Below are 26080 nucleotides of genomic sequence, written 5' to 3' on the forward strand. Positions count from 1 at the left end.
AAACTAACTTTTTTCACATCTAAATGCTAAATAAAATCAGTAAATTTGTGTATTATGGAAACACGCGAAAAAATCATCATTATAGGAGGAGGATTTGCGGGGCTGCAGCTTGCAAAAACATTGAATAACAAGAACAAAAAAGTAATTGTTCTGGATCGGATGAATCATCATATGTTTCAACCGCTTTTTTATCAGGTAGCCTCAGGAAGGATAGAACCTTCCAACATTTCTTTCCCTTTCAGAAAGATTTTTCAACAATCCAGAAACACTCAGTTTCGGATGACCGATGTAAAGGAAATAGATGTTGCCAACAATAAGGTGATTACAGATGAAGCTGAATTTACTTACGATAAACTGATCATTGCGACAGGTTGTAAAACTAATTTTTTCGGTAATAAAGAACTTGAAGGAAAAGCCTTCGGTATGAAAAATACTCAGGAAGCCATCAGTATCAGAAATCACGTTCTGATGACGTTTGAAAAACTGATTATTGAAAAAAGCCGAAGCGATGACGGAAACTGGAATATTGTGATTGTAGGAAGTGGCCCTACGGGTGTAGAACTTGCAGGTGCGTTTGCTGAAATGAAAAAAGATATTCTCCCAAGAGATTATCCTTATATGAACTTTGATCATCTGAAAATTATTCTGGTAAGTTCTACAGAAAAGCCTCTTGCAGTGATGAGTACTGAGGCTCAGGATAAATCTGAAAAATACCTGAAAGATCTTGGCGTAACCTTCATGAGTGGAGAGGTGGTTACAGAATATGACGGAGATATAGTTCATATGAAAAGCGGTAAACAAATACCCTCCAATAATGTAATATGGGCGGCTGGTGTTACAGGAAATGTAATCGACGGTTTCCCTGAAGACAAATTAGTGAGAAACCGATACATTGTAGATCGATACAATAAAATAAAAGGGTACGATAATATTTATGCCATCGGCGATATTGCCTATATGGAAACACCTAAATATCCACAAGGGCATCCACAGGTTGCCAATGTAGCGATTAATCAGGCCAAAAACTTAGGGCGAAATTTCTTAAAGAAAAACGCAGACGAATGGAAGGAATATGAATACGATGATATGGGATCTTTAGCAACCATAGGGAAGCATAGAGCCGTTGTAGACCTGCCATTTATAAAATTCCAGGGATTTTTAGCCTGGTATTTCTGGATGTTTCTCCATTTAATGCTAATTTTGAGCGTTCGAAATAAGCTGGCCATATTCTTCAACTGGATGTGGAGCTATATCAATAAGGATTCTTCCTTACGATTAATTATTATACCTACTAAGAAAAACGGAACATTACAATGAGAATTGATATCATAAGCGTACTTCCAGAATTGATGGAAAGTCCATTTCAAACTTCTATTTTAAAGAGAGCAATGGACAAAGGACTGGTAGAAGTACATTTTCATCATTTGAGAGATTGGGCAATCAATAAACACAGGCAAATTGATGATGAGCCTTACGGAGGAGGAGCAGGAATGGTAATGATGGTGGAACCATTGGATAAATGCATTTCTGAGCTTAAATCCCAAAGAAATTATGATGAGGTGATCTATCTTACCCCAGATGGAGTAACTCTTAACCAAAAAATAGCCAATTCTCTTTCCATAAAAGAAAATTTGATTTTTCTGTGTGGACATTATAAGGGAATAGATCAGAGAGTAAGAGACCTTCATATTACCAAAGAAATTTCTATTGGTGATTATGTACTTACTGGTGGCGAGCTTGCTGCATGTGTACTTGCAGATTCTATTATAAGATTACTTCCGGGAGTTTTAAATGATGAGCAAAGCGCATTGACAGATAGTTTTCAGGATGACCTCCTGTCGCCGCCAATTTATACAAGACCTGAAAGTTATAAAGGGCTGGATGTTCCTAAGATTTTATTAAGCGGAAATTTTGGTAAAATTGAAGAGTGGCGTCATGATGAAGCGGTAAGAATTACAAAGGAAAAACGTCCTGACCTTCTTTAATATGATGCTTCAGTTTATTTAAACTGAATTATTTTTAAATTATTCTATTTGTCTATAAATTAAATGGAATAATATTTGTTATTATTGTATCTGAAAAGAAAAATATTAGCAACTTTGGTTTTTTAATTGAAATATAGCTTTCATTAATTGAAAAATAGTTTATTATTTAAATTCTGATATATTGAATAGAATTACATATTAATTAGAAATTTAATTCACTATATTTAGTTTTATTGATTTTTTTTATTACATTTGAAATATTTCTTATTATAAATTGATTTGTTGGTATTGTGGATAAATCAAATAAGATTTGAAAAAATAATAAATTTAGGTATAGAAAAAGAGCATATTAATTAAAGTATAGAAATTTGTGTTGATGGAACTGTTCTCTTTTTATAATGTCGAAAATTTATTTTTACCTGATCCTAAACCTGTTCATAAATTAGATCCTACAAAGTCAGGTTTAAGAAACTGGGATGAGCGGAGATATAAAAATAAACTTTTTAAAATCTCCCACGTATTTCAATTGATGAAGGAAGAAAATGGAGTATTACCATTTATCATTGGATTATCTGAAGTTTCCGGAAGGAAGGTTTTAGAGGATCTTGTGGAAATGGATCCCTTTAATTCTGAATATGGAATTGTGCATTACAATTCTATGGATGAAAGAAAAGTGGATGTAGCCATGTTATATAATAAAAGTAAAGTAGAGGTTCTGGATTCTGAAACCATTACTTTCTTTTTTGAAATAACTTATAAAAACACAGGAAATTACGACACAACCAGAGACGTACTTTTTTCAAAAATTAAATATAAAGGGGAAATTATTAATGTCTTTATCGCCCATCTTCCCTCTAAGCGCGAAAAAGATATCAATAAACCAAAAAGAGCTTTTATATTAAATGAGGTTCGGCAGCGAATCATGAAAATTGTAGATGCAGATAAAGAACATGTCATATTGTGTGGTGATTTTAATGAAAACCCGGATGATGAAAATTTAGTACAAATTCTCTATGACAATGATCATGAGAAGGTTTTGATGAACCCTTTTCAGGAGTTGTTTTCTACAAGAAATTATTCTACTTTTCATTATAAATCTGGATTGCTGTATGATCAGATTATTATGTCGAGATCTCTTCTTGATAATCAAACACTGGCTTTTCAGGAAGCTCATGTATTTAATTCTGATAAAATTAGCAGCAGAACCAGAAATTTTGAAGGACGGCCTTTCCGAACTTATGCCGGTACCCGGTATTTAGGCGGATATAGTGATCACTTCCCGGTTTTTGTAAAGTTTAAAAGCTTATCATAAAAAACATAAATAATAAAAAAGTAGAAAATGAAAAATTCGAGCAACACAAGTTACCATTTAGATTCCATTGATAAGGAAATCATCTATATGTTGATGGACAATGCTAAAACTTCTTTAGCACACATTTCAAAGAACGTTGGTATCTCTACAACAGCGGTACATCAAAGAATTAAAAAGCTAGAACACGCAGGAGTTATTGAAAACTCAATTTCATTCCTTAACCCTAAGAAAATTGGGTATAAGGTGATTTCATACATCGGAGTGTTTTTGGATCAGCCAAGTCATTATCCTGAAGTGGTAAAATCTTTGCATGATATCAATGAAGTAGTGGAAGCCCACTATACAACAGGAAATTATACAATATTCCTTAAAGTTCTTTGTAAAGATAACGATCATTTGATGCAAATCCTTAGCAAACTTCAAAAACTGAAAGGAGTTACAAGAACAGAAACTTTTATATCTTTGGAACAAGGTATTTACAGACAATTGAAAGTATAACGATATGAACATAGCCCAATATTTGGATTCAACTTACTTGAAGACACCGGAACAATCAGGAATCTCACATGAAGAAACCCTTCAGATTGATAAGAAACTTACTCAGGAAGCCATTGATAATGGTATTTTCGCTGTAATGATCCGTCCTGATTATGTAGCAGACATCAAGAAATTTATTCAGGAGAAAAATTCAAATGTGGTAGTAGGAACTGTAATAGGATTCCACGAAGGAACCTATTCAATAGAAGAGAAACTTGCAGAAGCATCAAAAGCTATTGAAGACGGTGCCGATGAATTGGATTTTGTAATTAATTATAATGCCTATCTTCAAGGAAATACTGCATTGGTAAAAGAAGAGTTTGTGAAGTGTACCAAGCTAGCTTTGGAACATCATAAAATTGCTAAATGGATCATCGAGATTGCTGCATTAACTGATGAGCAGATCGCAGGTCTTACCAAAAATATTTCAAACTGGGCAGAAGAGAATTTCTCAACCAATGATTTACAGAATATTTTCGTTAAATCATCAACTGGTTTTTATGAAACTACAGGTGGAAAGCCTAATGGAGCAACATTTGAAGGTATAAAAATTATGTTGGAGAATGCTGGGAAACTTCCAGTAAAAGCTGCCGGAGGAGTAAGAACTCCTGAAGATGCTGAAAAAATGATTAACATGGGAGTGAAGAGAATCGGAACTTCTTCAGCATTGGCATTAATTAAAAATGAATCTTCTTCAGGCGGATATTAAAATTAATATTCAATAACAAAATAAAAAACCATCAATTCAATTGATGGTTTTTGTTTTATACCTGAGCTTGATATTCTTCGTAGAATTGCTGAGTTTCTTTAATTAAGGCATCCATTTCTTCTAATGTGAAAACTTCCAGGAACCTTTTTCTGAAGTCCTTGAAATGAGGAATACCTCTGAAATAGTTGCTGTAATGTTGTCTCATTTCTACCAATCCTAGTCTTTCTCCTTTCCATTCTGCACTCCATTCTGCATGCTGGCGTACTGCTAATAATCGGTCTGAAATAGTTGGTGCAGGTAAATGCTCTCCTGTTTTAAAGAAATGTTTAATTTCATTAAATATCCAAGGATAACCAATGGCTGCACGCCCAATCATAATTCCATCACAAGCATACTTTTGTTTGTAGGCTAATGCTTTTTCAGGAGAGTCTATATCACCATTCCCAAAAATTGGAATTTCAATATTTGGATTTTGCTTAATTCTTGAAATGTGCTCCCAATCTGCTTCACCCTTGTACATTTGTGCACGGGTTCTGGCATGTATGGTAAGCGCTTTGATACCGGTTTCCTGAAGACGTTCTGCCACTTCATCAATATTGATGCAGGTGCTATCCCATCCTAAACGGGTTTTAACGGTTACAGGCAGATGAGTAGAACTTACTACTGCTTTTGTAAGACGAACCATAAGGTCAATATCTTTTAAAACTCCGGCTCCGGCACCTTTACAGACTACCTTTTTTACAGGACAACCAAAATTAATGTCCACAAGGTCTGGATTCACTGTTTCTACAATTCTTGCAGACATGGCCATTGCTTCTTCATCACCACCGAAGATCTGTATCCCAACTGGTCTTTCATAATCGAAAATATCCAGTTTTTTACGGCTCTTAATCGCATCACGAATTAACCCTTCGGAAGAAATAAATTCCGAATACATTAAATCTGCACCGTGCATTTTACACAAACGTCTGAACGGAGGATCACTTACGTCTTCCATCGGAGCCAGCAAAAGTGGAAATTCCGGCAGTTCTATATTGCCTATTTTTATCATGGTGCAAATTTACAAAATTCTAAATAGTAGAGAATATGATATTATCTATTAATGTAAGTGATGAGTTTGAGGGTTTAGAGATGGGAGTGTTTTAGGGTTTTTAAGGGGGCAGAGGTAAGAGTAGGGGGGAGAAAAATTGAATGAGTGAAGAATAATTAACCTTAAACCTTAAACTTTGAATCTTTAGAAACTCGCCTTTACCTGCATACTTCCAATATGAATGGTTCTTTCACCGGAATTTCTTCCCTCGTAGTTGAGATTTAATTGAATAAATGAGTTGATTGCCTGCTGGATGAATATACTCCATACCTGGTTTTTGCCGGGCTTCAGACCATCAAGCATCTGGTTACCAACAATACTGAAATTATTTCCGTTGAAATTGTTATTAATGAAAGAGAAATTTCCACGGATAGATGTCTTTCTGAATTCCCACTGAACGGTTCCTGTAATATCAAAAGCTTTTAATAACTCTTCACCATCTATTCTTTTCTTCTGTCTATAAGCAGAGGAAAGTTCCGTTTGAATAGCATCGGTAAATTTATAAGTAGCCTTTGGCTTAGTTTCAAAATTATTTAAACGGTAATCTCTGGTAGCAAATAATTGTGACGAGTTTTTAATATCGTGAACAGAATTTTCCCAGTCTACTCTGAATTCTTTATTAAACCAGTATCCAATATTAAGGAAGTGAGACGTTTGTTCACGTTCCTCATTACTGAAATTTGCATTGATAAGATTGTCATTTGTAATGAATCGATAATTTCCGTTCCATCCGGATTTATCGGTAGGATTAAACTGTACAGAAGTTAAAATATTTTGATTTTTAAGTATTTGATCGCTGTTCTTTTCAAACGGATTCAGTACAAGAACCTTATCTTTTTTATAGAATGAATTTTGAGAATTTAATGAAATATTAAAGTTCCAACGTTTTAAAAATGCATTTTCGGAGTTCAAGATAATCGCCGGATTTACAAATAAGGCTAACTGCAATTTGTTTTTATTGGATGGAATGTACCGAACAGAATTTGTGTAAACCCTGATGTATTTGGCAAGGTCGGAGTATTCCGCAATTTCAAATTCGTCTAATTGCTGAACGCCGTCACCATTGTAATCTGTCCATTTATAAACACCCTGTCCGTCTGTTACTTTAATATATTGAAATTCTCTCTGCGCTTCCTGTCCGTTTCCAAGCTCATAAAATGCTTGAAGACGCATCCCGTTTTTGAAAAGTTGTTGATTATAGAGAATATTACCCACCACGAAATCGTTGTTTCGGGACACAGTTCCTTCTGCACCTGAATAATAGAATTTTCTGTAATGGATTAAAGCATTAAGAGTGGTTCTTTCTGTTTTAATGATCTGACTTTCTGCCATGAAACCAAGAATATTATTCATGTTCTGAAGCCTGTTATCACGTACAGAGTCGTTGTTTCTCATATATACTTTTGCCAATAACTTGGTACGGGTACTATCACCAATTTTCTTTTGAAGGAAAATTTCTTTCCAGCTGAAACTGGTGACATCCATCAATTGAGTGTCATTATACTTCTTCTCATTATGCTCCATACTTCCTCCTATCGCCCAGCTTCCTTTTTTTCCTGTAAATTCGGTTGATATTCCCCCACGGATAAATTTGGTATCCTGGAGTGTAGCATTAGTATTCAGGAAGGAGAAATTTCCTTTGGTAAAGAACTGTCCAGTGATCCAACCGAAATCTAGATCATTCTTAAGTCCTTTATATGAGTCTTGTTCATTGAGATAGTTGACACGATAATTTAAAGTGGATTTATTATTCCATTTATTTAAAAAACTGAAAATAAAACGGTTTTGAGTCTTTTTATTAAATTCCTGCGCTAAGTTGAAATCTCTGGAGAATTCCACATCATTGATACGATCCAGAATATGGAATTGCTTATCGATGTATTGATATTCAAAACTAGGAGTTCCTTTCCATGTGTTTTTTGTAAATGTTTTATTTCCGAAAATACGATAGGCGTACCCAACATTTTGATCAGAGTCTTTAGATGAAAATAAATTGACATCATAATTACTCAGGGAAATATCTGCACCAATTTTTCCTTCATTCAGTAAATATTCCGTATTAAGGGAAAATACCTGTGATTTTTGTGGTGAAGGAAGTTTTCTTACCGCTCTGTAATCTCCTGCATTAGGACCTACATATTCAAAAACACGTCCGTTGTTGGTTGTCTGAGATGTTTTATAATCTCCCTGATTGGCTCCAAAATAAGTGAAAGATACCTGGTATAGTGTATCATTAGCATCTGTGGAGTGTTCGTAGTTTCCGGCAGCATTTAAACGGTATAAAATTTTATTAACATCATATTCGGTAATAACTCCTGATGGAGCATACATAAGATTAGGATCATTTCCTGCATTAGCAAGGATTTGTTCATCTTCTTTTGATAAACTTAAAGCAAGAGGGGCATTCTTGTTATCATTCTCCATAAACCAGTTAAGCCCAACTTTGAATTTTTCTCTTTGATGCTCCAGTTTTCCTGTAAATAAATATCTTGAATAATTTCTGTTGGCGTAGTTGTAAGAAATAGTGATGAAATTTTGTTGGAAAATAGGACGGAAACTCGTAAAGGTAACCTCGCCTGTGTTGTAATTAATGGTATAATCCTGATTTTCTCCGCGTTTCATCAAAATACCGTCAATAAATACCTGTTCAGAACCGGAAATAAGAGTAATGAACTGTTCTCCATTTTTCCCGGTTAAACGATAGGGACCTTGGTTTCCTTCAACTCCTTGAAAACGAATTCTGTGAAATTCACTTCGTGCCACTCCGGCGGAAATATCCAGAAATGTTTTATTCTCTTTCCCAAATTCTGTCTGAAACTGGATTCCCATGCTTCGTCTCTGATATTTGGCAAAGTAATTTTTAGACTCTGCAAGATCAAGATGGCCAGCTCTAAGAATAGATTTGTCCTTAATATTAAGCTGTATATAGATTTTGTCAAATTCTTCTAAAGTTTGGGTATATCCATCAGCCTGAATCGGTAAATTATGATCGGAGATACTGGCTAAGATCGTTACATCTTTAGAAAGCCTTCCGGAAATCTGAAGATCCATGGAACTTTGTACAGACTGTCCCTGGTTATTACCAAATGTGATTCCACGGATAATGGAACCTTTAGAATTAAGTTCACCTAAAAATCTTTTTTTATCATTTTTTGCCAGTACAGCTTCATCAATCACAATCCTGTTATGGGTTCTGATAAAATCTAAAGTATCTTTTGCAAAAATATCTTGTTCAAACTTTGCGGCAAGAATGCTGTCCTTTTTTATGCTGTCTTCAGGAATGTTGGGATTTTTCCACGAAAATATCTGGGCATTTCCTGAAAATATGCCAAAGAAAAATACAATGAATAGGATAACAATATTCCGCAACTTCTGAAAAATAATTCGTAAAAATAATTAAAAAATGTTAATGGCAATGAGCCAACTATTATTAACAGAAAATTAACTTAAATATTGTGAAGTCTTTAAAATTAAATGTAATTTAGCCACCGAAATTATAAATAATTAAAATTTTAAATCATGAAAAAACTTTATTCTTTAATTGCTGTTGCAGTTCTTGCAGTTTCGATGTCAGCACAAGGATCAGAATCATTTACTAATTTGAATGCTCCAACTGGTAGTTATGCAGATGGTTCTTTTGTAGGGGACAATGCTGTTGTATGGACTTTTAGTAAAGCAAGAAAAGTTACAACTGGAGATAATGTTACAGGAACATCTATTGGTTTTGATTCTAGTGGGACTAGAAGTGTAACAGCAAATTCTGGAGCAAACGGAGTCGGGGATATTACATATACAGTTAGATCTTATTTTACTGGAGGTACAGCAGCTAATAGAGTTATTCAAGTATATGTTAATGGAACAATGTATGATTCATTCACATTAGATGCTATGGCTACCAATTATACTAGAACTTTAACGGCAAATGTTTCTGGAAATGTTTCTATAGAATTTAGATCTACAGGAACAAGACAAATTGTTATAGATGATATTTCTTGGACAGCTGCAGGAAGTTTAGGAACAGCAGAGGTTAAAGGGAAGAAAAATACTTTCGTTAAAAACACATCTGTAGATAATGAAATTTATTTTGGAACAAAAGCTGATATTAAGATCTTTAATGTAAATGGACAAGTGGTTAAGACAGCTTCAGTTTCTGAAAATGGAACTTTGAATGTTGCAAATCTACAAAAAGGGATTTATTTTGTAACAGGAAATGTTAATGGTAAAGCCGTTTCTGAGAAGATTATTAAAAAGTAATTTTAATTAATTGTTAAATATATACCGCTGTTTCATTTGAAGTAGCGGTTTTTTTGTATTTTTACTACATAAATTTTAAAAAAAATTATTTTATGAAAAAGATCTTTACTGTTTTAGCAGCAACAGCTGCATTTACGTTTTCAAATGCTCAAAATTTGATAACTAATGGTGGGTTTGAAACTTGGACTGATGCTTCTGTAAAACCAGATGGCTGGTTCAGTATGGCTGGTGGATCTAAAGAAACTGCAACTGTACATAGTGGAAATAATGCTATTAAAGTATCTCCGGTTTCTGCAACAACAAATGGGAATATAGATTTTGTTGATGTTCCTGCTTCTGCCAATACAGATTATACTGTTTCTTATTGGGTTCTTGACAATGATGCAAATGCAAGAGCAAGACATTGGATTCAATTTAGAAGCGCTACTGCGAATATTGCTCCAGGTTCTGGAAACCCTTTCCAACCTACAGTTTATAGTAATGATAACCCAAGTTGGACGAATGTTACTGCTACAGCTACAACGCCTGCGGGGACAGCTTTTCTAAGACTTAGTTTAAGAGTATATGCTCAAAACAATGTTACTACAGGAGCTATTTATTTTGATGATGTTATGTTGTATCCAACAGGGTCTTTAGGATCAAAAGAAGTAGAGCTTGTTAAAAATAGTATTAAGATTTCTAATACACTTGTTAAGAATTCTTTTGACCTTTACTTAAATGGAAATGCTGAAGTGAAAATTGTTTCTGCTACCGGACAATTATTTGAAACTAAGAAAGTACAGAACTTTGCTACTTTTGATGCTTCAAAATTACCTGTAGGAGTTAACTTTGTTCAGATTAATCAAAACGGAAATATTATTGTTAAGAAGATTCTAAAACAATAATTATTAAAACTAATAAAAAAGCCGGCCATTTCGGAGAAATGGCCGGCTTTTTTATGCTTGTTTATTCATATTTTATGAGTTGGGATTATTATATATTTATTATGGATATTTTGTGTATTTCCTAAGTATGTGGTATTGTTTTTGATATTTTTACCATAACTTTATTCCTAAAATTATTTTAATGAAAAAAATCTTTACTATTGCCAGTTTAATTTTGATGACTGCTTTTACGAATGCCCAAATTGTAATCAATGAGATCTATGGGGGCAATGGGAATTCAGGAGCTGTTTTCAAAAATAATTATATTGTCCTAAAAAATATAGGAACTACTCTGGTTTCCTTAACAGGAGCAAGTATACAATATGCACCGGCAATAGGGGCTTTTACAGAATATCATACACTCCCTGATTTTACTTTAGGGCCAGAAGAAACTTTTCTGATTCAGGAAGCGGCAGTAGAAGGTGGAGTAGAAGGATTGCCAACACCGAATTTTATAGCGACAACAGTCACTAATTTCGATGGAACCCCCAATAAATCTGTTGGAATCAGAATTTCAGGAACATCTGGTAAAGTAGCACTGGCAGGAAATATTGTACAAGTAATGAACCCAGATTCTTCTAATGTATTGGATTTTGTAGGATATGGTGCCAATGCAGATCAATTTAAAGGGGATGGCCCAGCTCCTTCGCCTACAGCGTCTACGGCAATCAGAAGAGCTTTAGAAAATAACAGTGATAACAGAGCAGATTTTTCTGCTGAAGGAATGGCGAAAGCAGGTTTTGTTCAAAATCCCTTTGTTAAAGATGGTAAGGTAATTTTTGGAATGGTGATCAAAGATGTAAAGGTTTATGATACTTTCAGGCAGGTGGTGAAGCAATCACCTACAAAATTTGCTCAAAATATAGATATTACAGAACTTCCCAAAGGAACCTATTTTGTAACAGGAACAGTGAACAACGCCCCGGTTTCCCAAAAAATTATAAAAGATTAGTTTTTCAATATTTTTTGATAAGGAGCAGCTTACATTTAAGCTGTTCCTTTATTTTTAATACCATCCTCTTCTTGCTGCGTTGATGATAGATCCAAGATTGAGAACCAGCGTATATCTGATGCGTTTAGCGTAATCTTTGAACCCAGGTTCAAATCCTAATGAAGACTGTACCGGAAAATAAACTTCAAGAAAATCCGGAATGATTCTTACCTTAATTCCACTGTCCCAAATAAATTTTGGAGAAAGATCCTGGTTTTTATACATTCCTGCATCAGCATATACATGAAAAATCTTCCATATACTGGAATCCACATTTACAGAAGTAATCCATTGATTAACCGTTCCGGGAAGAAATGATTTAAATCCTCCGTCTGCAAGAATAAATTGTTGTGAAAGGAGACCACTGCTGGCACTTTCTCCTAAAAGACTATAAGAGAAAGTATAATTAGAAACTCTTGAAATTCCATAATTAAACAAGTCATTACGGGTATCGTTTCTAAGGAAATATCCTGCAAATAAACGGACGCTTAGCTTTTGTCTGGGAGCAAACTCCCATCTGTAGAATCCCTCGGCAGTAATTTTATTAAAATCTTCCATACCCTGAGCACTTAGACTAAAGCTTTTCTCATGGATCATCTGACTGTCACTATAGCTGTAACCCACGCCCCAAAGATTATATTTTTTATAATCATCATTGGCGATCATAACAGGGCTAAGATCTCTTTCAAAATAGCTATAGGAAACACCAAGACTTCGGCTCACCGTACTTCTCGGGTTCTTTCTAAAGTTAAGGGTTGAAAATATTGAGCCTTTTTTGTAAGCCAGTCCATAATCATAATGGAAATAGGATCCGGAAACTCCAAATGTAATACTTCTGAACATACTTTCAGCTGGCAGAAAAGAGTAAGATACTCCTCCTGATCCGGTTAATTTTCCTGTTCCGGTACTGTAGGTTGGAGTAAATGAATATAAGAATTTCTGATCAAAAAAAGATTGATTTTTAAAATTAGCACCTAGCAAAAATTTATCATAGGTGTTATTAAAACGTACCCTTGGGCTTATATAAATTTCATTATATTCAGGATTGGGAATATCTTTTATAAGTTTAAGCTTAATTTTTTTTGTGTTTGAAAATAGCCCTTTTGCATACAAAAAATTGTCCCGATAACTAGACTCAGGGAAAATGTAGTCACTATTTAAAGTTATTTTATAAATATTGTCTGAGGTAGGAAGAGAAACCGTTTTAATTTTCTGATTTTCTTCAGTATCTATCCAATAAGATCTCTTTTCTCCATCCCTCGTCTCTGTTTCCAATTTTACGGGAATAGAAGCATCTGTATTTTTAGCGATTTTAATTTCTAAAGAATCCTTTTCCTTATTAATATGTTTCAGTTTAAAGTTAACCCTGTTTTTCTGGTTAAAAAATTGAGTTAAATAAGTGGTAGATTTTTCTTTTTCTGCAAGCTGTTTCAAAAAATCATTAGGATTAATTTTATTTCCCGAATTTTTTAAAAGATATGATTCTACAAGATCTGTGAAAGCCTGATCCCCCATTTTATCAGCAGAATAATTGAAGAGACTTCCTGTCTCAAAACTGCTGATGGCCATATCATTGAAATTACTTAAAGTCGTAAAGTCTTCATCAATTTTCTGATCCAAATTCTGAAGCATGATATACTGGTATGCCAGCCCATAGCGATCTAGAAGTTTTACTTTAGAGGCATGGAATAGTTTTAAAGGCTTCAGTCCAAATAATTTGGTTTCCGGAAGAGCTCCTAAAAGCTTGGTGTCTTTATAGAATTTTTTCAGGTATTGAATTTCAAGATAGGATTTTAAACCACTTTTAAACCAATGATCTTTTTGTTTATCTGCAATGATGTTTTCGTCTAAAACTTTTTTAGCAATAATTCCAAAGTAATCAAGATCTGTTTTTTCAGCATCTGTAAATAATTGAAATCTGAATTTCCAGAATGTAATATCATTATTCCCAAAGAAGTCTTCTTTTGCTCTGAATTTATCAGAAATAAAGATACTTTTTGGAAGAGAGCCAATTTTTTCTTTAATGAACTTTAAATGAAGAGGTAAATAGAATTCCAGATTTTGTTTTTCTTCGGGTTTAAGGTTGTAACCGAACTTTACTTCAACATCACTGCCGTCAATATTAGCTTTTATAACAGGATAAGTGTTGTTTGAAACCGAAAACTCAGGATCTGAATCCAAGTATCCTTGAAAAGAATTCATTTGAATCTGTGGAAGATTACTTTCAATGAAGCTATTCACAGGAATATCAAAATTTACCGTCCAGAAAGTATTGAAGCTTACTGGTTCTTCAATATCATGATATTTTCTTTCAGAAATATTGTCCGGATCAAAATGATCCGGAACAATAAAGAAATATTTTAAAGCTGTATTCTGTCCGGATGTTCCGTATCCCGTAAACTTTTTATCGGGAAGCTGCATACGGTAATGGAGCTGAAAAGTAATGCTTTCTCCTGGCTTTAATGCTTCTTTCAGAGGAAGAAAAAGATTTTCATCTGAAATGGAATTGACTGGTATTTCCTGATTTTCGGAATTCTTAATATTCAGTTCAAGAAGTTTTCCCAGTTCATTATTTTTTGCAAAATGCAAATCATTATTTCTGTCTTCCAGTTTCCTATAGACTAGAGATGTCCCCCGTTTGTTATAAGCGGAAACCCAATTCAGAAGTTTTATCGTCTGTAGGTTTTTATCGGAATGATTGTAGTAAACAATCTCCTGATTCACCTCAAGGGTTTTCATATCAGGAGAGAGTTTTGCTCCAATGTATATACTGTCTTTCTGTGCAGAAATCTGTACAATTCCACAAAACAAAATAAGGCAAATGCTGATCTTTTTCAAATATCCGTGATAAAGTCTCAAATATAGCTTATTTTGTATATACTTTATAAGATTTTATCCTTGAATTGCTTTTTTTTGCAAAGAATTAATATAGGCATTCCATCCTTCATTTTTATAAGTAACTGCTGCTGCTGCAGGGTCTTCAGACTTATAGATTCCTCTTCCTACAATGATAAAATCTGAGTGTAATGTTTTGAAAACATGCTCTGGAGTATTGTATTGCTGTCCTTTTCCATCTCCAGAATCTGCAAGGTTTACTCCTGGAGTGAATAACAATAGATCTTCAGGAATTTTATTTTGAGAAACTCCACCAATTACATTAGGGTGGGATACGGCTACTTTTAAAGCCTCTTCACGGTAGCTGGCAGAGGTTAATGTTCCTTTTGAAGACATTCCAACGATCGCTACGACTCCTACATTTTTGAAACAATCTAGAGATTCAAAACCACCAATAACCTGGGATGTTACAAAATCAGCCCAATCTGTAATTTTGAAAATTCCGCTTGTAAACTGTAATTCCTGGGTATTTCCGATATCTGCAAATTTTCTATCCTCCATCAATAAAAACTGATGTTTTGTTGCGATAGCTTTTAAAGGAGTGATCGTTTTTTCATATTCAAAATCAGAAATAATATCAATGTGCGTTTTTAAAGCAATGATGTGTGGCCCTACTTTTTCTGCAAAATCCAATAATTCCTGAGTAGTTGTAACATCTGCAGAAGCAATCAGATTAGATTTTTTTGCCAACGCTGTTTCCAGTAATTTTTTTGAAACAGAGTGTTGCGTAGTGCTTAACTTTTGCTCATAAGAAGCTCTGGTTTCTTCTTCAAACTGGATGTGGTTACCTTGTAGGAAATCCTGAATTCTATTCACTTCTTCATCAGATAATTCGCCAGTCTCCTGAAGAACTCCACATACTTCTGAAATATTGAAAAGAGTATGTACTCTATACCCCTTGCTTTCCAACAACTGTTTTCCACCTTGTTCTCTGTCTAGTACTACTACAATATCAGAAACTTTAAGATCTTCCTGTTCTATTTCCGGAATAGTTTCTAGTAAAGATTTTCCTGATGTGATTACGTCTTCTACCAACAGACAATTTTGCCCTTTCTGGTAAATTCCTTCAATCAGTTTTTTAGTACCATAGCTTTTTGCTTCTTTTCTTTTAATAATTAATGGAATATAACTTTCCAATGACATCGCTGTAGCCATAGGAAGAGCAGCATAAGGAACTCCACATATTAAATCAAAATTATCTAATGGAAGCATTTCCAATAAATAATTAGCCAGATTTTTTAAGATTTTAGGATCTGAAGCCAAAGGTCTCAAGTCTACATAAAAAGGGCTTTCGATACCACTTTTTAGAGTAAACCTCCCGAATTTAATGATACCTAGCTTATAGCACTCCAAAAAGAATTCTTTTTTACTTTCCATTATTTTTTATTAGATGTTGCAAATTTAAGGATTTGAAATAAGGCTTAAAAATTTATTGCCCATTTGATCAATAAAAAACCATTCTAGAGCTTCCAGAATGGTTTTAAAATATAAATAAACTATTATTTTACGATTTCGGCATCAATGACTTGAGTGCCACTATATTTTTGTTCAGCTTCCCAAAGTAAAAATTTGTCCACCTCTTTAATGAGTTTTGGAATGGTAAGCGACAATACCGCAAGATCATCCATTACTCCAAGTACCGGGATGGCAAATTCAGGAAGAAGGTCAATAGGAGAGATGACATACAAAATTCCCAAGAGAGGAAGGATAATGTCAATGGATTTCATAGGATAGGTTCCTCTTCTCCACATTTTTACCATTCTGAAAATATCAGGGATCTTTTTTACAAAGCCCTTGTGATTGATAGCTTCTTTTGCAAGATTTAATTTTGAATATTTCATTTTGTGTTTGGATTTAAACAAATTTTTCAACGCTATAAATTTCACAAATCCTATACCAACAAATTATAAAATTTAGTTAAAATTTATTTGATGATATTATCAATAAACTGGTGTACAGTTTCTGAGTCCCAGTCTTTTGTGGCATCTTCTTTAATAATGATTCTGCCGGTTTTATCAAGAAGGAAAGTGGTGGGAAAAACTTTAGGAAGAATCTTTTCAGATATCGGGCTTTGAGCAATATATACCGGTACTGTATAATTATTTTCCTTTAAAAATTTTATCACATCTTCTTCTTTATCATTCATGGCAATAAGTACAAAATCTACATTGCCTTTTCTGGAATCATACAATTTCTGAATAGATGGCCATTCTTTCCTGCATGGTGGACACCATGTTCCCCAAAAGTTCAAGAAAACAGCCTTGTTTCTAAAGTTTTTAAGGTTGGTACTAGGTGCATTAATTCCTTTTAGATCTACGTCGTAATCATCTTCATTGATGTGTACTGCATTTTCAATTGTAGCGATTGGGAAGAACTGGTTTTTCAAATAATCCTTCACACCCGGTACAAATGCAACAACTCCAATAATGACAATTAATACAATAAAAATAATTCCTTTTTTCATATCCTGTTTTTTTATAACAGATCTAAAATTTCCTGAACAGCATCCTTACCTCTGTTTTTAGCATAATAGATCTGCAGGTCATTATAGAAAGTATCTTTAGGATAACCTTCCGGATCAGCTTTGTACTTCATGAGTAATTCATAACCATATTTTGGACGAGGCCCCCATGAGTTCTTTACATTAAAGTCATTGTCAAGAATCAATACCTTAGGAATAGACTCTGTACCATTAGTTAAAAACTGGTTGATCAGGCTTTTATCATTGTCTCTAAGAAAAACTCTGATCTCATTATGACCTTCAAAGAATTTAAAAAGTGCCGGAACTGTTGCACTGGCATCTCCACACCAAGCTTCAGAAATGATTAAAATTTTTCCGTCAAAGTTTTTGGACTCTAATTCTTTTCTTTGTTCTTCATCCGGAACATACTTTTTTACAGTTCTGTCCATTCTTTGAAGCCCAAGCTCATAATATTGTTTATATTCGATTTCCTGTTGATTGGCAGGATGATCTAATCTTTGCTGTGCAATTTTAAGGTATTCTTCAAAAGAAATTCCCTGATTCCAGTAATTTTTCATTACCAAAAATATTTAGATTAAAAATTATTGATGTTTCTTGTTTTATTGATCAAAAATAAGTCTGCCAGAACAAATGCCGCAAGGCTTTCCACTACAGGGACGGCTCTTGGTACTACACAAGGATCGTGTCGCCCTTTGCCTTCTACAATGACAGGATTTCCTTCTTTATCAATACTATCCTGAGGTCTCAGAATCGTTGCCACAGGTTTGAATGCTACACGGAAATAAATATCCATTCCATTGGAAATTCCACCCTGAATTCCTCCTGAAAGATTAGATTTTGTAGTAAAATCTGTATTAAACTGATCATTATGCTCTTTTCCGGTCATTTTAGCTCCACAGAATCCACTGCCATATTCAAATCCTTTGCAGGCATTGATATTGAGCATTGCTTTTGCTAATTCTGCCTGAAGTTTTGAAAATATAGGTTCACCAATTCCTACAGGAACATTTTTGATCACGCAGGTAATGGTTCCACCAATGGTATTTCCTTCTTTTTTAATTTCCTTAATTCGGGCAATCATTTTTTCCGCTGTCTCAGCATCCGGACAACGTACATCATTGCTTTCCGTTTGAGAAAAGTCAAGAGCCTGATAAGGTTTTTCACAGAAAATATCACCTACCGACGAAACATAAGCATTGATTTCAATTTCTGGTAAAAGTTGTTTAGCTAAAGCACCTGCTACTACCCAATTCATCGTTTCTCTTGCAGACGATTTTCCGCCTCCACGATAATCTCTCAAACCAAATTTTTGGTCATAAGTAAAATCAGCATGACTAGGACGATAAGCCTGAGCAATATGGTCATAATCTTTTGATTTCTGATTTTCGTTTTCAATGATAAAACCAATGGGTGTACCAGTTGTTTTTCCATCAAAGATCCCTGAAAGAAACTTTACTGTGTCGCTTTCTTTTCTTTGAGTAACAATAGCAGACTGGCCGGGTTTTCTTCGGTTCAGTTCATATTGAACTTTATCGAGATCTACCGTTAAACCTGCCGGAAAATTATTGATGATACCGCCGTAAGCCACTCCGTGACTTTCTCCAAATGTTGTAAGACTAAGAAGATTACCTAATGTGTTGAACATGATACAAAATTACCTTTTTTTCTCCAGATAATAAAGTTTAAACATTTGTTCTATTTATTAATGTTTTCGATAATATTGATTGCGGCATCCGCTTCCTTTCTCTCTTTGTAAGTCATTCTTTTCCAGGTGAATCCTTTGCTTATGTTGTTTTTGTCAATAAGCTGCGGGAAGATTTTAGCTTTTGTATCATCAAAAATAAAACTTGTGGAGATGGCAGGAAGAGGAGTTTCAAAGTTGTAAGGATAATTTTTGGAGACATTAAATTTTAAATTTCCCACTTTAAAACTATCAAATTGTTGATAGTGGTATACTGACGGCTGATAAAGCTGCTGCTTTTTAAAGCCAACCATAAAATTTCCCAATTGAAAGCTTGGAACATATTGTTGAATAAGATTAGGGAAAGATAACAACGAAATAAAAAATAAGCTGAATAATGAAAAAGCAGCTATAGATTTCCTTTTGTTCCAATATTTATGAAACAAAACAAAAAATATGACGAAAAATACATCCATGAAGAATCTGTATTGAGCTGAAAAGGCTAGTACAAGGATGCTTTTTATCAACAAAGAAATACAGATGAAGGTGATAAGTTTATTTTTCTTGATCCACGTAAATACCGAAAAAACGAATAAGCTTATGATCAAAAGAATATTGATTTTTGATTTGATCCCTTTTAGAAATATCCAATTTTTTATATGATCCAGTGTGGAAAATCTTTGAATTTCGTCAAATGAATACTGCATATCATAGGTTTTCAGGATAGCATATTGGGAAGATGTTTTCAAGACTTCAGGACTGGGCTTCCAACTGAATCCAAGATCTCCAATAGATACAGGGAATACAGGATATCCAAATGTCCAGATATTTTTAATAATGAACAAAAGCAAAATAGCTCCTCCAAAAAGCAGTTTTTTAAAGTTCGGTTTAAAAATAAAAATATTGTTCAGAAAAACTAATATAGGCAGCCAGATCATAGTAGGTTTTATGGCAAAAACAAAAACTGAAAAGCCGAATAAAAGGCCGATGTTTTTATTTCCAGAAAGTATTTCATTTAAAATAAGTAAAGAAAATATAATGACTGGAAGATCCGGGCTTGGTGATTGTGAGAGAAATAATAAGATTGGAAGAAAACAGAGTTGAACCCAGGTTTTTCTTTCTATAATATATATGGTATATATCACCAATAAAATAGAATTGATTCTCAGAAATGGATCAGAAAAATTGGAAAAACCTGCCTGGAAAATATGCCATATCGACATTTGTCCCAACGTAAGATCCAGATTGGAAATTCCTTTGATAAGCCCATATTCTGTAAGCCATTTAATGGTGGGAACATAATATCCGAAGTGATCTAATATATAAGGATAATAAGAGCCACTCAATAATATTATGACGGAAATGAATGTGATTAATAGGAAATCTTTTTTTGAAAATCTGTAGAATTCCAGATATAATTTTTCTTTAAAAAAGTAGAGTAGACCCAATAAAATAGTGGGAATTTCCACATATATATTTAAAGGAATGAAAAAGGAGACGATTGTCCATACAAGACTTGTCCCCAGGATACCCGAAAGTATCTTTCCAGAAATTCCATGGAATAAGGTTCCTGAAAATTTTTCCATGATTTTCCCGAGTCCAGATAAGACGGGAAGAAGAAAGATTGTGGAAAAGAGAATCAGTATCATAAAAAAAGATTGCCTAAAAATAAGCAATCTTTATATTTTATAATGAAAAAAAATTATCATCTTGGTTGTACTCTTCCGTCTTTTCTGTCCTGAGATCTACCAATGGTATATCCGGTAGCTCCACCTACTACACCTCCGATTACAGCTCCAAGGCCTCTGTTTTTCTTAGCAACAATTGCTCCTACAGCAGCACCACCTACAGTACCAATGATAGTACCTTTGGCTGCTTTACTCATTCCTTTTTTCTTGGTTGTCCCCTGTGAAGCACTGCTTCCGTTATCTGCATAGCTACCATTGCTTCCTCCTCCTGAGTTAGCATTAGAGCTTCTGTCACGATATACAGTTCTTGTTTCTCTGATTACTTTTGGTTTTGAATTATTTTCAGCAGTTGCTTTAGCTTTTTTGGTTTCAGAGATACTATCTGCTTTTTTCTGAGCTTCATATACCATCTTTTCTTTTTCAATGGCCAGTTTTTGACGTTCTATTTCAAGCTGTCTTGACTGGAATTCCAATTTTTGTTCTTCCAGTGATTTCTCAGCAGTTCTGTCATCTTTTTTGCAGGCCGTTAGTAAGAAAACGGATAAAAAACCTGCTAATACTATCTTTCTCATAACTCAAATTTTAATAAGCTTAAGCCTAAACGACTTTAATTTTAGTTTTATTTTCAATTATGAAGCCAAAATTTAGTTAAAGAGTGTTAAAGTTGAAATTGAAAAGAATTCAATTCATTCTAAATCTTAATATTTCTCTTTATAATAGGATGGATATGAAAAATGGGAATAAGGTTTATGCAATGCAATAATAGTTTTCAACAATGAAAAATTAATTTTATAAATGAGATTGATCATCATTCCCCGATGTTGTCAGGAAGTCTTTATGGAAGAAATATGTAAAATATAGTTAATCCTTAGTTTTTGTAGAATTAATTTACGATACCTATTTTTGAGAATCTAAATGACTTTTAATATGAAAAAATCAATTTTTACAGTTGCAGCTGTAGTAGGAGTACTGGCTGTTACCACTTCGTTTTCTTCCACTGATGTTGTGGAAAATCTATCAAAATCTTGTACTGAAGTATCTGCTAAGGATACAAAAACAGCAACATATCCTGTTCGCTATGGCCTTATAGCTAAAGACGGAACAAAATTGCTTTCTGGTTCAGGATATGATTTAGGAGGTTTTGTGGCAAAAAATACGGTTACAGGTGAGATTTATTTCAGTGATCAATATCATAATCGTGCTCTTCCACAGTATTCTGAGGAGGATTTGCCTGCAGGAACGTATGAGTTTTCAGGTCTTCAGGGGCAGGGGCGTTGGGTAGGTTATGGAACAGTAATTGCTACAGTATCTGATGAAAATCTAGATGAGGATGGATATATTACTATATATATTCCAATCACATGGGAAGTATAATTTTGTGAGAGAAAAAATAATTATCTAAATTTACAAATCCTCGAACGAGGATTTTTTAATCTACAGTAGTTAATGGCTGTTGTATATACTACATCTTCTTATGTGAAGAATATAGAAACAGCTTCAATAATATTCTGTTTGGATTTTTCTGAATAGATTTTTTTCATCATTTGTGTTTTTTAGGCCTCTTCGGAGGCCTTTTCTTTTTAATACCTTTATGATTATACTCATATATGTAGAGAAATAAGAATGGTATCTTTGAATAAACATTTTCTATTCCATATTATCCTTATGATAAAAGTTCCTCATTTCGGGGAACTTTTTTATTGCAAAGAGGAGAGTGAATAGAAACTTTATATGACTGTACTCATAAAATAGAAGAAAAAGAAGGTTTATTTTTGAGTTGAAATTTTTATTTCTGATATAAAATTTTTTTTCATCATTTGTGTTTTTTGAGGCCTCCAGATGGGGGCTTTTTTGATGATGTAGTTTCATCTATGTGCTGAGTTCTTTATTCATTAAAAATTATTCTGCCGTCAAAAGGATGATCCCAAACTACAAATATGCTTTCATCTAATCTTCGAATAGGAGCTTGTATTATTTCATATTCTCCTTTTTCATTCAGTCTTTGTACAATAAGGTTGCTGCCTTCGCCTATTTCATTTACTTTGAACTCAATCTGATATTGTTTTTCATGATTCTGAGCAAAATCTGTTTTTTTTAATTGTTTTTGTGACACGATATTAGATTTAAATGTTATGTTAAATGACAGAATAAATTATGCCAAGTTGTAATTTTTGAGGTCTTCTTTGTCTTCATCTTGTATTTTGAAGAATTTATCTCTTTTGCTGATTTTTTATTTTTATTTTTTTTAAAAATTATTGAATTGTTAAGTATTGCGCTATTTGATAATATATGTGTGGTGTTTAGTGGAGTTATTATTTGTATATATTTAAAGTTCAATGTGTTTTATATGTTAATTTTTTAATTGTATTTTCTCTGTTTATGAAAGAAATTTTAATTTTTTTTCAAAAAAAGTAATTCTTGGCACGATTTTTCAATATACCAATGCAACTCATGTTTAATTTGAGTTTTCATGGTTATTAGTTTTTATCCTCGGAATTTCCGAGGATTTTTTTTGTTTATATGTGAAGGTGTTGAAAGGTGTCTTAATTTTTGACGATCAGGTTTTAAAATGGAATAATAAAATATAGTATAAAACAAAAATCATAATTCTATGATACTCTGTGTTTTTTAATTTGTTTTAAACTATCGATCATTAGTGGGTTAATATCATGTTTTTTATTCTCTTTTCGGTGATATTTTTGTATCATTGCAGCTGATAAAAAATTAATAATTATGAAAAAGCTATTGTTAGCATCGTTATTTGTACTAACACTTACATCATGTGGAAGAGATGAGGCGGAAATTCAAACAGAAAATCAATCGGCTGTATCTTCTTCACCTTCTTTAAATTCTATATCGGCTAAAGGTTCTGAAAAGATGAGTATGACTGTGGTTCCAATTCATAGACAATATAGTTATGAAAGAGAGAAACATTTTTTTGGAAAAAATATACAGCCTCCTGGATCAGCTCCAAATACATTAAGATGGAGATATGAGCAAGTAGCTTTTGGACTGGAGTCCTCATTCAATACTATTGCCTCAGATGTTCCGGTTGTAAGTATGCTTAATCCGAACACTTTAGATAATGTTTTGGTTACAACTATTGTTGAGAGGCAAAGTGCAGAATCACAAGGATATATTGTTATCGAAGATTTGGGATTTTCTATTAACAAGAATGCGATGAACGCTTCTCCGGTTTATAGATATTTCAGACCTTCAAAAAGTGGTCATCTTTATACTAAGAATTTTGCCGAACTAGGTAATGGTGGAAATGGTTGGGTATATGAAGGAATAGCATTTTATGCTTATTAATCCAGAACATTAATATATAATTTGACCGTCTCAAAAGGACGGTCAAATTTTTTATTTAATGTAAAATGAGCCTAAGATGAATGATATATTTAACTGAAAATAATATTATTGAAGATAAAAAAACCTCTAAATAAAATTTAGAGGTTTTAAAGAGGTACCTAGCGGATTCGAACCGCTGTAGATGGTGTTGCAGACCACTGCCTAGCCGCTCGGCCAAAGTACCATGTCTTACCATTTTTGAGGTGTGCAAATATAGCTAAATTTCTATACAAACCAAAGTTTTTATGTAATTTCTTTCATTTTTATACTGTCAATTTTGCTTTCAGTCTGTTTTTCAGACTTATAATTTTTGCTGGCTATGACTCATTTTTTCTGAAATTGTTAAGACCTTATTGTATTTTAAAAAAGATACAGAATTAAGAAGGGTGGATCTGGTAAGATTTTTAGTTTTTAGAATCCATTGACAAGTAGTTTTAAGGTGGCATTAGTATCAATAACAGCAGTAATTCCTGTACTGTTGAGAAGAATTTTACTCGGTTTCAGGTTAAATACCTTTCCACTCATCTTTAATCCTTTGTAATATTCTTTATTGAAAGCGTCTTCAATACTTTTTCTTGATGTTTCTTCTAATTCTTGTGTTGGAATTCCATATTCTTCTTCAATCATCTTTACGATTTTCCCTTGGAATAGGAGAGATGCTGTTTTTTGAAGAATATTCATTGTTTTCAGTTTGAACTTAGTGTCAGACAAAACAATTTTTCTTTTGCTTTCATCATACACCGGAATTCCCGAAATAACAGCAGTTCCTTTGATGTACCCTTCTGTCTGCGCTTCAATGACGATTCTGCTGTCTACACCATATACCCTGATGTCTGTTACCTTTACTTTAGAATCTCTGATATCAAACTCTTTATTTAAAAAAGTTTTTCTGGCCATATTGCTTGCTTCCGTAAAAGGAATATTAGCTGTCGTCTGCAAAACAAATTTATCTGCAACAGTAGGAGAGAAATTAAAGTTGCTTGCAGAAGTTACTGTTGGAGAGGCTGCCGGTTTATTTCCTGTAAATGTTTCTGAGAAAATATCAATTCCAAGGGTTGCATTGATCTGATTTCCGTAGAACTTTAATGGAGTAATATTAACGCCTACCGGGCTTACTTTTAACCAGGTGTTATATTCTTCTGAAATATTGATTGGCTGTGCAAAAGTGTTCCAAGCCATAATAGCGTATTGTTGGAAATTCAGTTGCGTGGCCATTTGCTGATCTATCGTTTTACAGAATTTCTCTTGTTGTTCCTTCAAACTCTTTTCAACAATAGGAGTGATTGGGATTTGTATTCTGCCATAGTCCAATACGGGTTTGGTCACCCATCGGAATCCGTTAGGCTGAGTATTGGTGATAATTGTCCAGTTATTTTTAAATGTAACGGTTGTATTAAAAGACATTACGGTCTCAAAAGTGGTATTCTGGTAGGAGTAAACTCCTAAAGTTCCTATTCCTTTTTCTGCCCAGATCTTTAAAGGTACCTCGATCAAAAGATTTTGACTTGTGCCTCCCACTAAGCGGATAGGTCTGGTTTTCCAGACTTTTACTTTAAACTGATCATTATTATTGTCTGTATAAGAATCGTCCTGATAGATGAGATCCTTTACAGAAGCATTTACCATGTTACTAAGCTCTGAAAGTGGAATCGTTACCGGCATAGTAATGCTGGATTTAATCTTTGGAAAGTTATAACTGGCCAATTGATTATCAACACTTGCTTGACCGAAAGCATTGATGAATGCTGCTAAAAATAATATTTTAATGAATTTCAATTTTGTATTTTTTTAATGAAATAAAAATAAGGATTTTAATTTTCCGGTTTAAAGCTTTTTTCCAATTCAATGGTTGCTCCTTTCATCTCGCCCTGCATAGGAGGTGCTGTTTTGGTAAGCTTAATCTTGATATAGTCGATTTGTGGAAAACGCTCATGTATTTTTGAGATAATTCTTCCTGCAACATGCTCCAGAAGTTTGGATTTGATTTTCATTTCGTGATGAATGATATCATTAATGTCTGCATAGCTTATGGTATCATTCAGGTCATCGGATTCTGCTGCCTTCCACAAATCGGTATGAAGTTCTGCATTTAAAATATAATAGGTGCCAATAATATTTTCTTCAGGTAAAACCCCGTGGTAGGCATATATTTTTACATTTTCAAGATATATCTTACTCATTG

The 26080-nt window shown here is 33.6% G+C and carries 23 protein-coding genes and 1 tRNA gene; 10 read left to right on the plus strand and 14 right to left on the minus strand.

What is annotated here, in order from left to right:
- The first annotated feature begins 54 nt into the window (after positions 1-54).
- The 5 genes from GTR01_RS01760 (at position 55) to deoC (ending at position 4543) form a co-directional block, all read left to right on the plus strand.
- Positions 55-1317 (plus strand): NAD(P)/FAD-dependent oxidoreductase, encoded by a 1263-nt coding sequence (locus GTR01_RS01760; RefSeq protein WP_160136157.1) that lies wholly within the window; start codon positions 55-57, stop codon positions 1315-1317.
- Positions 1314-1985 carry a tRNA (guanosine(37)-N1)-methyltransferase TrmD gene (gene trmD / locus GTR01_RS01765; protein WP_034694892.1) on the plus strand — a complete coding sequence of 224 codons (672 nt, stop codon included), beginning with the start codon at positions 1314-1316 and terminating at the stop codon, positions 1983-1985. Before GTR01_RS01760 ends, trmD begins: the two co-directional genes overlap by 4 nt.
- Before the next feature lie 376 nt (positions 1986-2361).
- Positions 2362-3297 (plus strand): endonuclease/exonuclease/phosphatase family protein, encoded by a 936-nt coding sequence (locus tag GTR01_RS01770; RefSeq protein ID WP_160136158.1) that lies wholly within the window; start codon positions 2362-2364, stop codon positions 3295-3297.
- A gap of 27 nt (positions 3298-3324) precedes the next feature.
- Positions 3325-3795, plus strand: coding sequence for an Lrp/AsnC ligand binding domain-containing protein (locus GTR01_RS01775; protein ID WP_002976659.1), 471 nt, complete (start codon positions 3325-3327; stop codon positions 3793-3795).
- A gap of 4 nt (positions 3796-3799) precedes the next feature.
- On the plus strand, positions 3800-4543 hold the full coding sequence (deoC, locus tag GTR01_RS01780; RefSeq protein ID WP_160136159.1) for a deoxyribose-phosphate aldolase: 744 nt from the start codon (positions 3800-3802) through the stop codon (positions 4541-4543).
- Positions 4544-4598: 55 nt separating this feature from the next.
- On the opposite strand, the gene dusB is transcribed toward deoC, so the two are convergent.
- Both dusB and GTR01_RS01790 read right to left on the minus strand, forming a co-directional pair.
- Positions 4599-5594, minus strand: a complete 996-nt coding sequence (gene dusB, locus GTR01_RS01785; RefSeq protein WP_160136160.1) for a tRNA dihydrouridine synthase DusB — start codon at positions 5592-5594, stop codon at positions 4599-4601.
- Positions 5595-5777: 183 nt separating this feature from the next.
- Positions 5778-9002 (minus strand): hypothetical protein, encoded by a 3225-nt coding sequence (locus GTR01_RS01790; RefSeq protein WP_160136161.1) that lies wholly within the window; start codon positions 9000-9002, stop codon positions 5778-5780.
- Positions 9003-9152: 150 nt separating this feature from the next.
- Here GTR01_RS01790 and GTR01_RS01795 point away from each other — a divergent pair, with 150 nt between their 5' ends.
- The 3 genes from GTR01_RS01795 to GTR01_RS01805 all read left to right on the plus strand — a co-directional run bounded on the left by GTR01_RS01795 (position 9153) and on the right by GTR01_RS01805 (position 11762).
- The gene (locus GTR01_RS01795) at positions 9153-9887 is read left to right on the plus strand and encodes a T9SS type A sorting domain-containing protein (RefSeq protein ID WP_160136162.1); all 735 of its coding nucleotides are present in this window, start codon (positions 9153-9155) and stop codon (positions 9885-9887) included.
- 92 nt (positions 9888-9979) lie between these two features.
- Positions 9980-10771: a T9SS type A sorting domain-containing protein gene (locus GTR01_RS01800; protein WP_160136163.1), complete on the plus strand. Its 792-nt coding sequence runs from the start codon at positions 9980-9982 to the stop codon at positions 10769-10771.
- A 181-nt stretch (positions 10772-10952) separates the two neighbouring features.
- Positions 10953-11762 carry a lamin tail domain-containing protein gene (locus GTR01_RS01805; RefSeq protein ID WP_160136164.1) on the plus strand — a complete coding sequence of 270 codons (810 nt, stop codon included), beginning with the start codon at positions 10953-10955 and terminating at the stop codon, positions 11760-11762.
- Positions 11763-11816: 54 nt separating this feature from the next.
- On the opposite strand, the gene GTR01_RS01810 is transcribed toward GTR01_RS01805, so the two are convergent.
- From GTR01_RS01810 to GTR01_RS01845, 8 genes are all read right to left on the minus strand, one after another.
- The gene (locus GTR01_RS01810) at positions 11817-14660 is read right to left on the minus strand and encodes an aminopeptidase (protein ID WP_228452133.1); all 2844 of its coding nucleotides are present in this window, start codon (positions 14658-14660) and stop codon (positions 11817-11819) included.
- 33 nt (positions 14661-14693) lie between these two features.
- The gene (pyrF, locus tag GTR01_RS01815; protein ID WP_160136165.1) at positions 14694-16073 is read right to left on the minus strand and encodes an orotidine-5'-phosphate decarboxylase; all 1380 of its coding nucleotides are present in this window, start codon (positions 16071-16073) and stop codon (positions 14694-14696) included.
- A gap of 122 nt (positions 16074-16195) precedes the next feature.
- On the minus strand, positions 16196-16537 hold the full coding sequence (locus tag GTR01_RS01820; RefSeq protein ID WP_160136166.1) for a YkvA family protein: 342 nt from the start codon (positions 16535-16537) through the stop codon (positions 16196-16198).
- An 83-nt stretch (positions 16538-16620) separates the two neighbouring features.
- Positions 16621-17160 carry a TlpA family protein disulfide reductase gene (locus GTR01_RS01825; RefSeq protein ID WP_160136167.1) on the minus strand — a complete coding sequence of 180 codons (540 nt, stop codon included), beginning with the start codon at positions 17158-17160 and terminating at the stop codon, positions 16621-16623.
- Positions 17161-17171: 11 nt separating this feature from the next.
- Positions 17172-17735, minus strand: a complete 564-nt coding sequence (locus GTR01_RS01830) for a thioredoxin family protein (RefSeq protein WP_160136168.1) — start codon at positions 17733-17735, stop codon at positions 17172-17174.
- 17 nt (positions 17736-17752) lie between these two features.
- The gene (gene aroC, locus GTR01_RS01835; RefSeq protein ID WP_160136169.1) at positions 17753-18823 is read right to left on the minus strand and encodes a chorismate synthase; all 1071 of its coding nucleotides are present in this window, start codon (positions 18821-18823) and stop codon (positions 17753-17755) included.
- A 50-nt stretch (positions 18824-18873) separates the two neighbouring features.
- Positions 18874-20445, minus strand: coding sequence for an LIC_10190 family membrane protein (locus GTR01_RS01840; RefSeq protein ID WP_228452134.1), 1572 nt, complete (start codon positions 20443-20445; stop codon positions 18874-18876).
- 119 nt (positions 20446-20564) lie between these two features.
- A complete protein-coding gene (locus GTR01_RS01845; RefSeq protein WP_160136171.1) occupies positions 20565-21119 on the minus strand; it encodes a YMGG-like glycine zipper-containing protein in 555 nt (184 codons plus the stop codon).
- Positions 21120-21474: 355 nt separating this feature from the next.
- Here GTR01_RS01845 and GTR01_RS01850 point away from each other — a divergent pair, with 355 nt between their 5' ends.
- Positions 21475-21921 (plus strand): hypothetical protein, encoded by a 447-nt coding sequence (locus tag GTR01_RS01850; protein WP_160136172.1) that lies wholly within the window; start codon positions 21475-21477, stop codon positions 21919-21921.
- A 511-nt stretch (positions 21922-22432) separates the two neighbouring features.
- Here GTR01_RS01850 and GTR01_RS01855 read toward each other — a convergent pair.
- On the minus strand, positions 22433-22660 hold the full coding sequence (locus GTR01_RS01855; protein ID WP_160136173.1) for a glutathione synthase: 228 nt from the start codon (positions 22658-22660) through the stop codon (positions 22433-22435).
- 620 nt (positions 22661-23280) lie between these two features.
- On the opposite strand from GTR01_RS01855, the gene GTR01_RS01860 reads away from it, so the two are divergent.
- Positions 23281-23859: a hypothetical protein gene (locus tag GTR01_RS01860; protein WP_160136174.1), complete on the plus strand. Its 579-nt coding sequence runs from the start codon at positions 23281-23283 to the stop codon at positions 23857-23859.
- 152 nt (positions 23860-24011) lie between these two features.
- Here GTR01_RS01860 and GTR01_RS01865 read toward each other — a convergent pair.
- The 3 genes from GTR01_RS01865 to folB all read right to left on the minus strand — a co-directional run bounded on the left by GTR01_RS01865 (position 24012) and on the right by folB (position 26078).
- Positions 24012-24082, minus strand: a tRNA-Cys gene (locus GTR01_RS01865).
- 227 nt (positions 24083-24309) lie between these two features.
- Complete coding sequence (locus GTR01_RS01870; RefSeq protein ID WP_160136175.1) at positions 24310-25674, minus strand: DUF4403 family protein; 1365 nt, start codon at positions 25672-25674, stop codon at positions 24310-24312.
- Between the two features lie 35 nt (positions 25675-25709).
- A complete protein-coding gene (gene folB, locus GTR01_RS01875; protein WP_160136176.1) occupies positions 25710-26078 on the minus strand; it encodes a dihydroneopterin aldolase in 369 nt (122 codons plus the stop codon).
- Positions 26079-26080: the final 2 nt, after the last annotated feature.

It is taken from the genome of Chryseobacterium sp. c4a, from assembly GCF_009900745.1.
Lineage (GTDB): Bacteria > Bacteroidota > Bacteroidia > Flavobacteriales > Weeksellaceae > Chryseobacterium.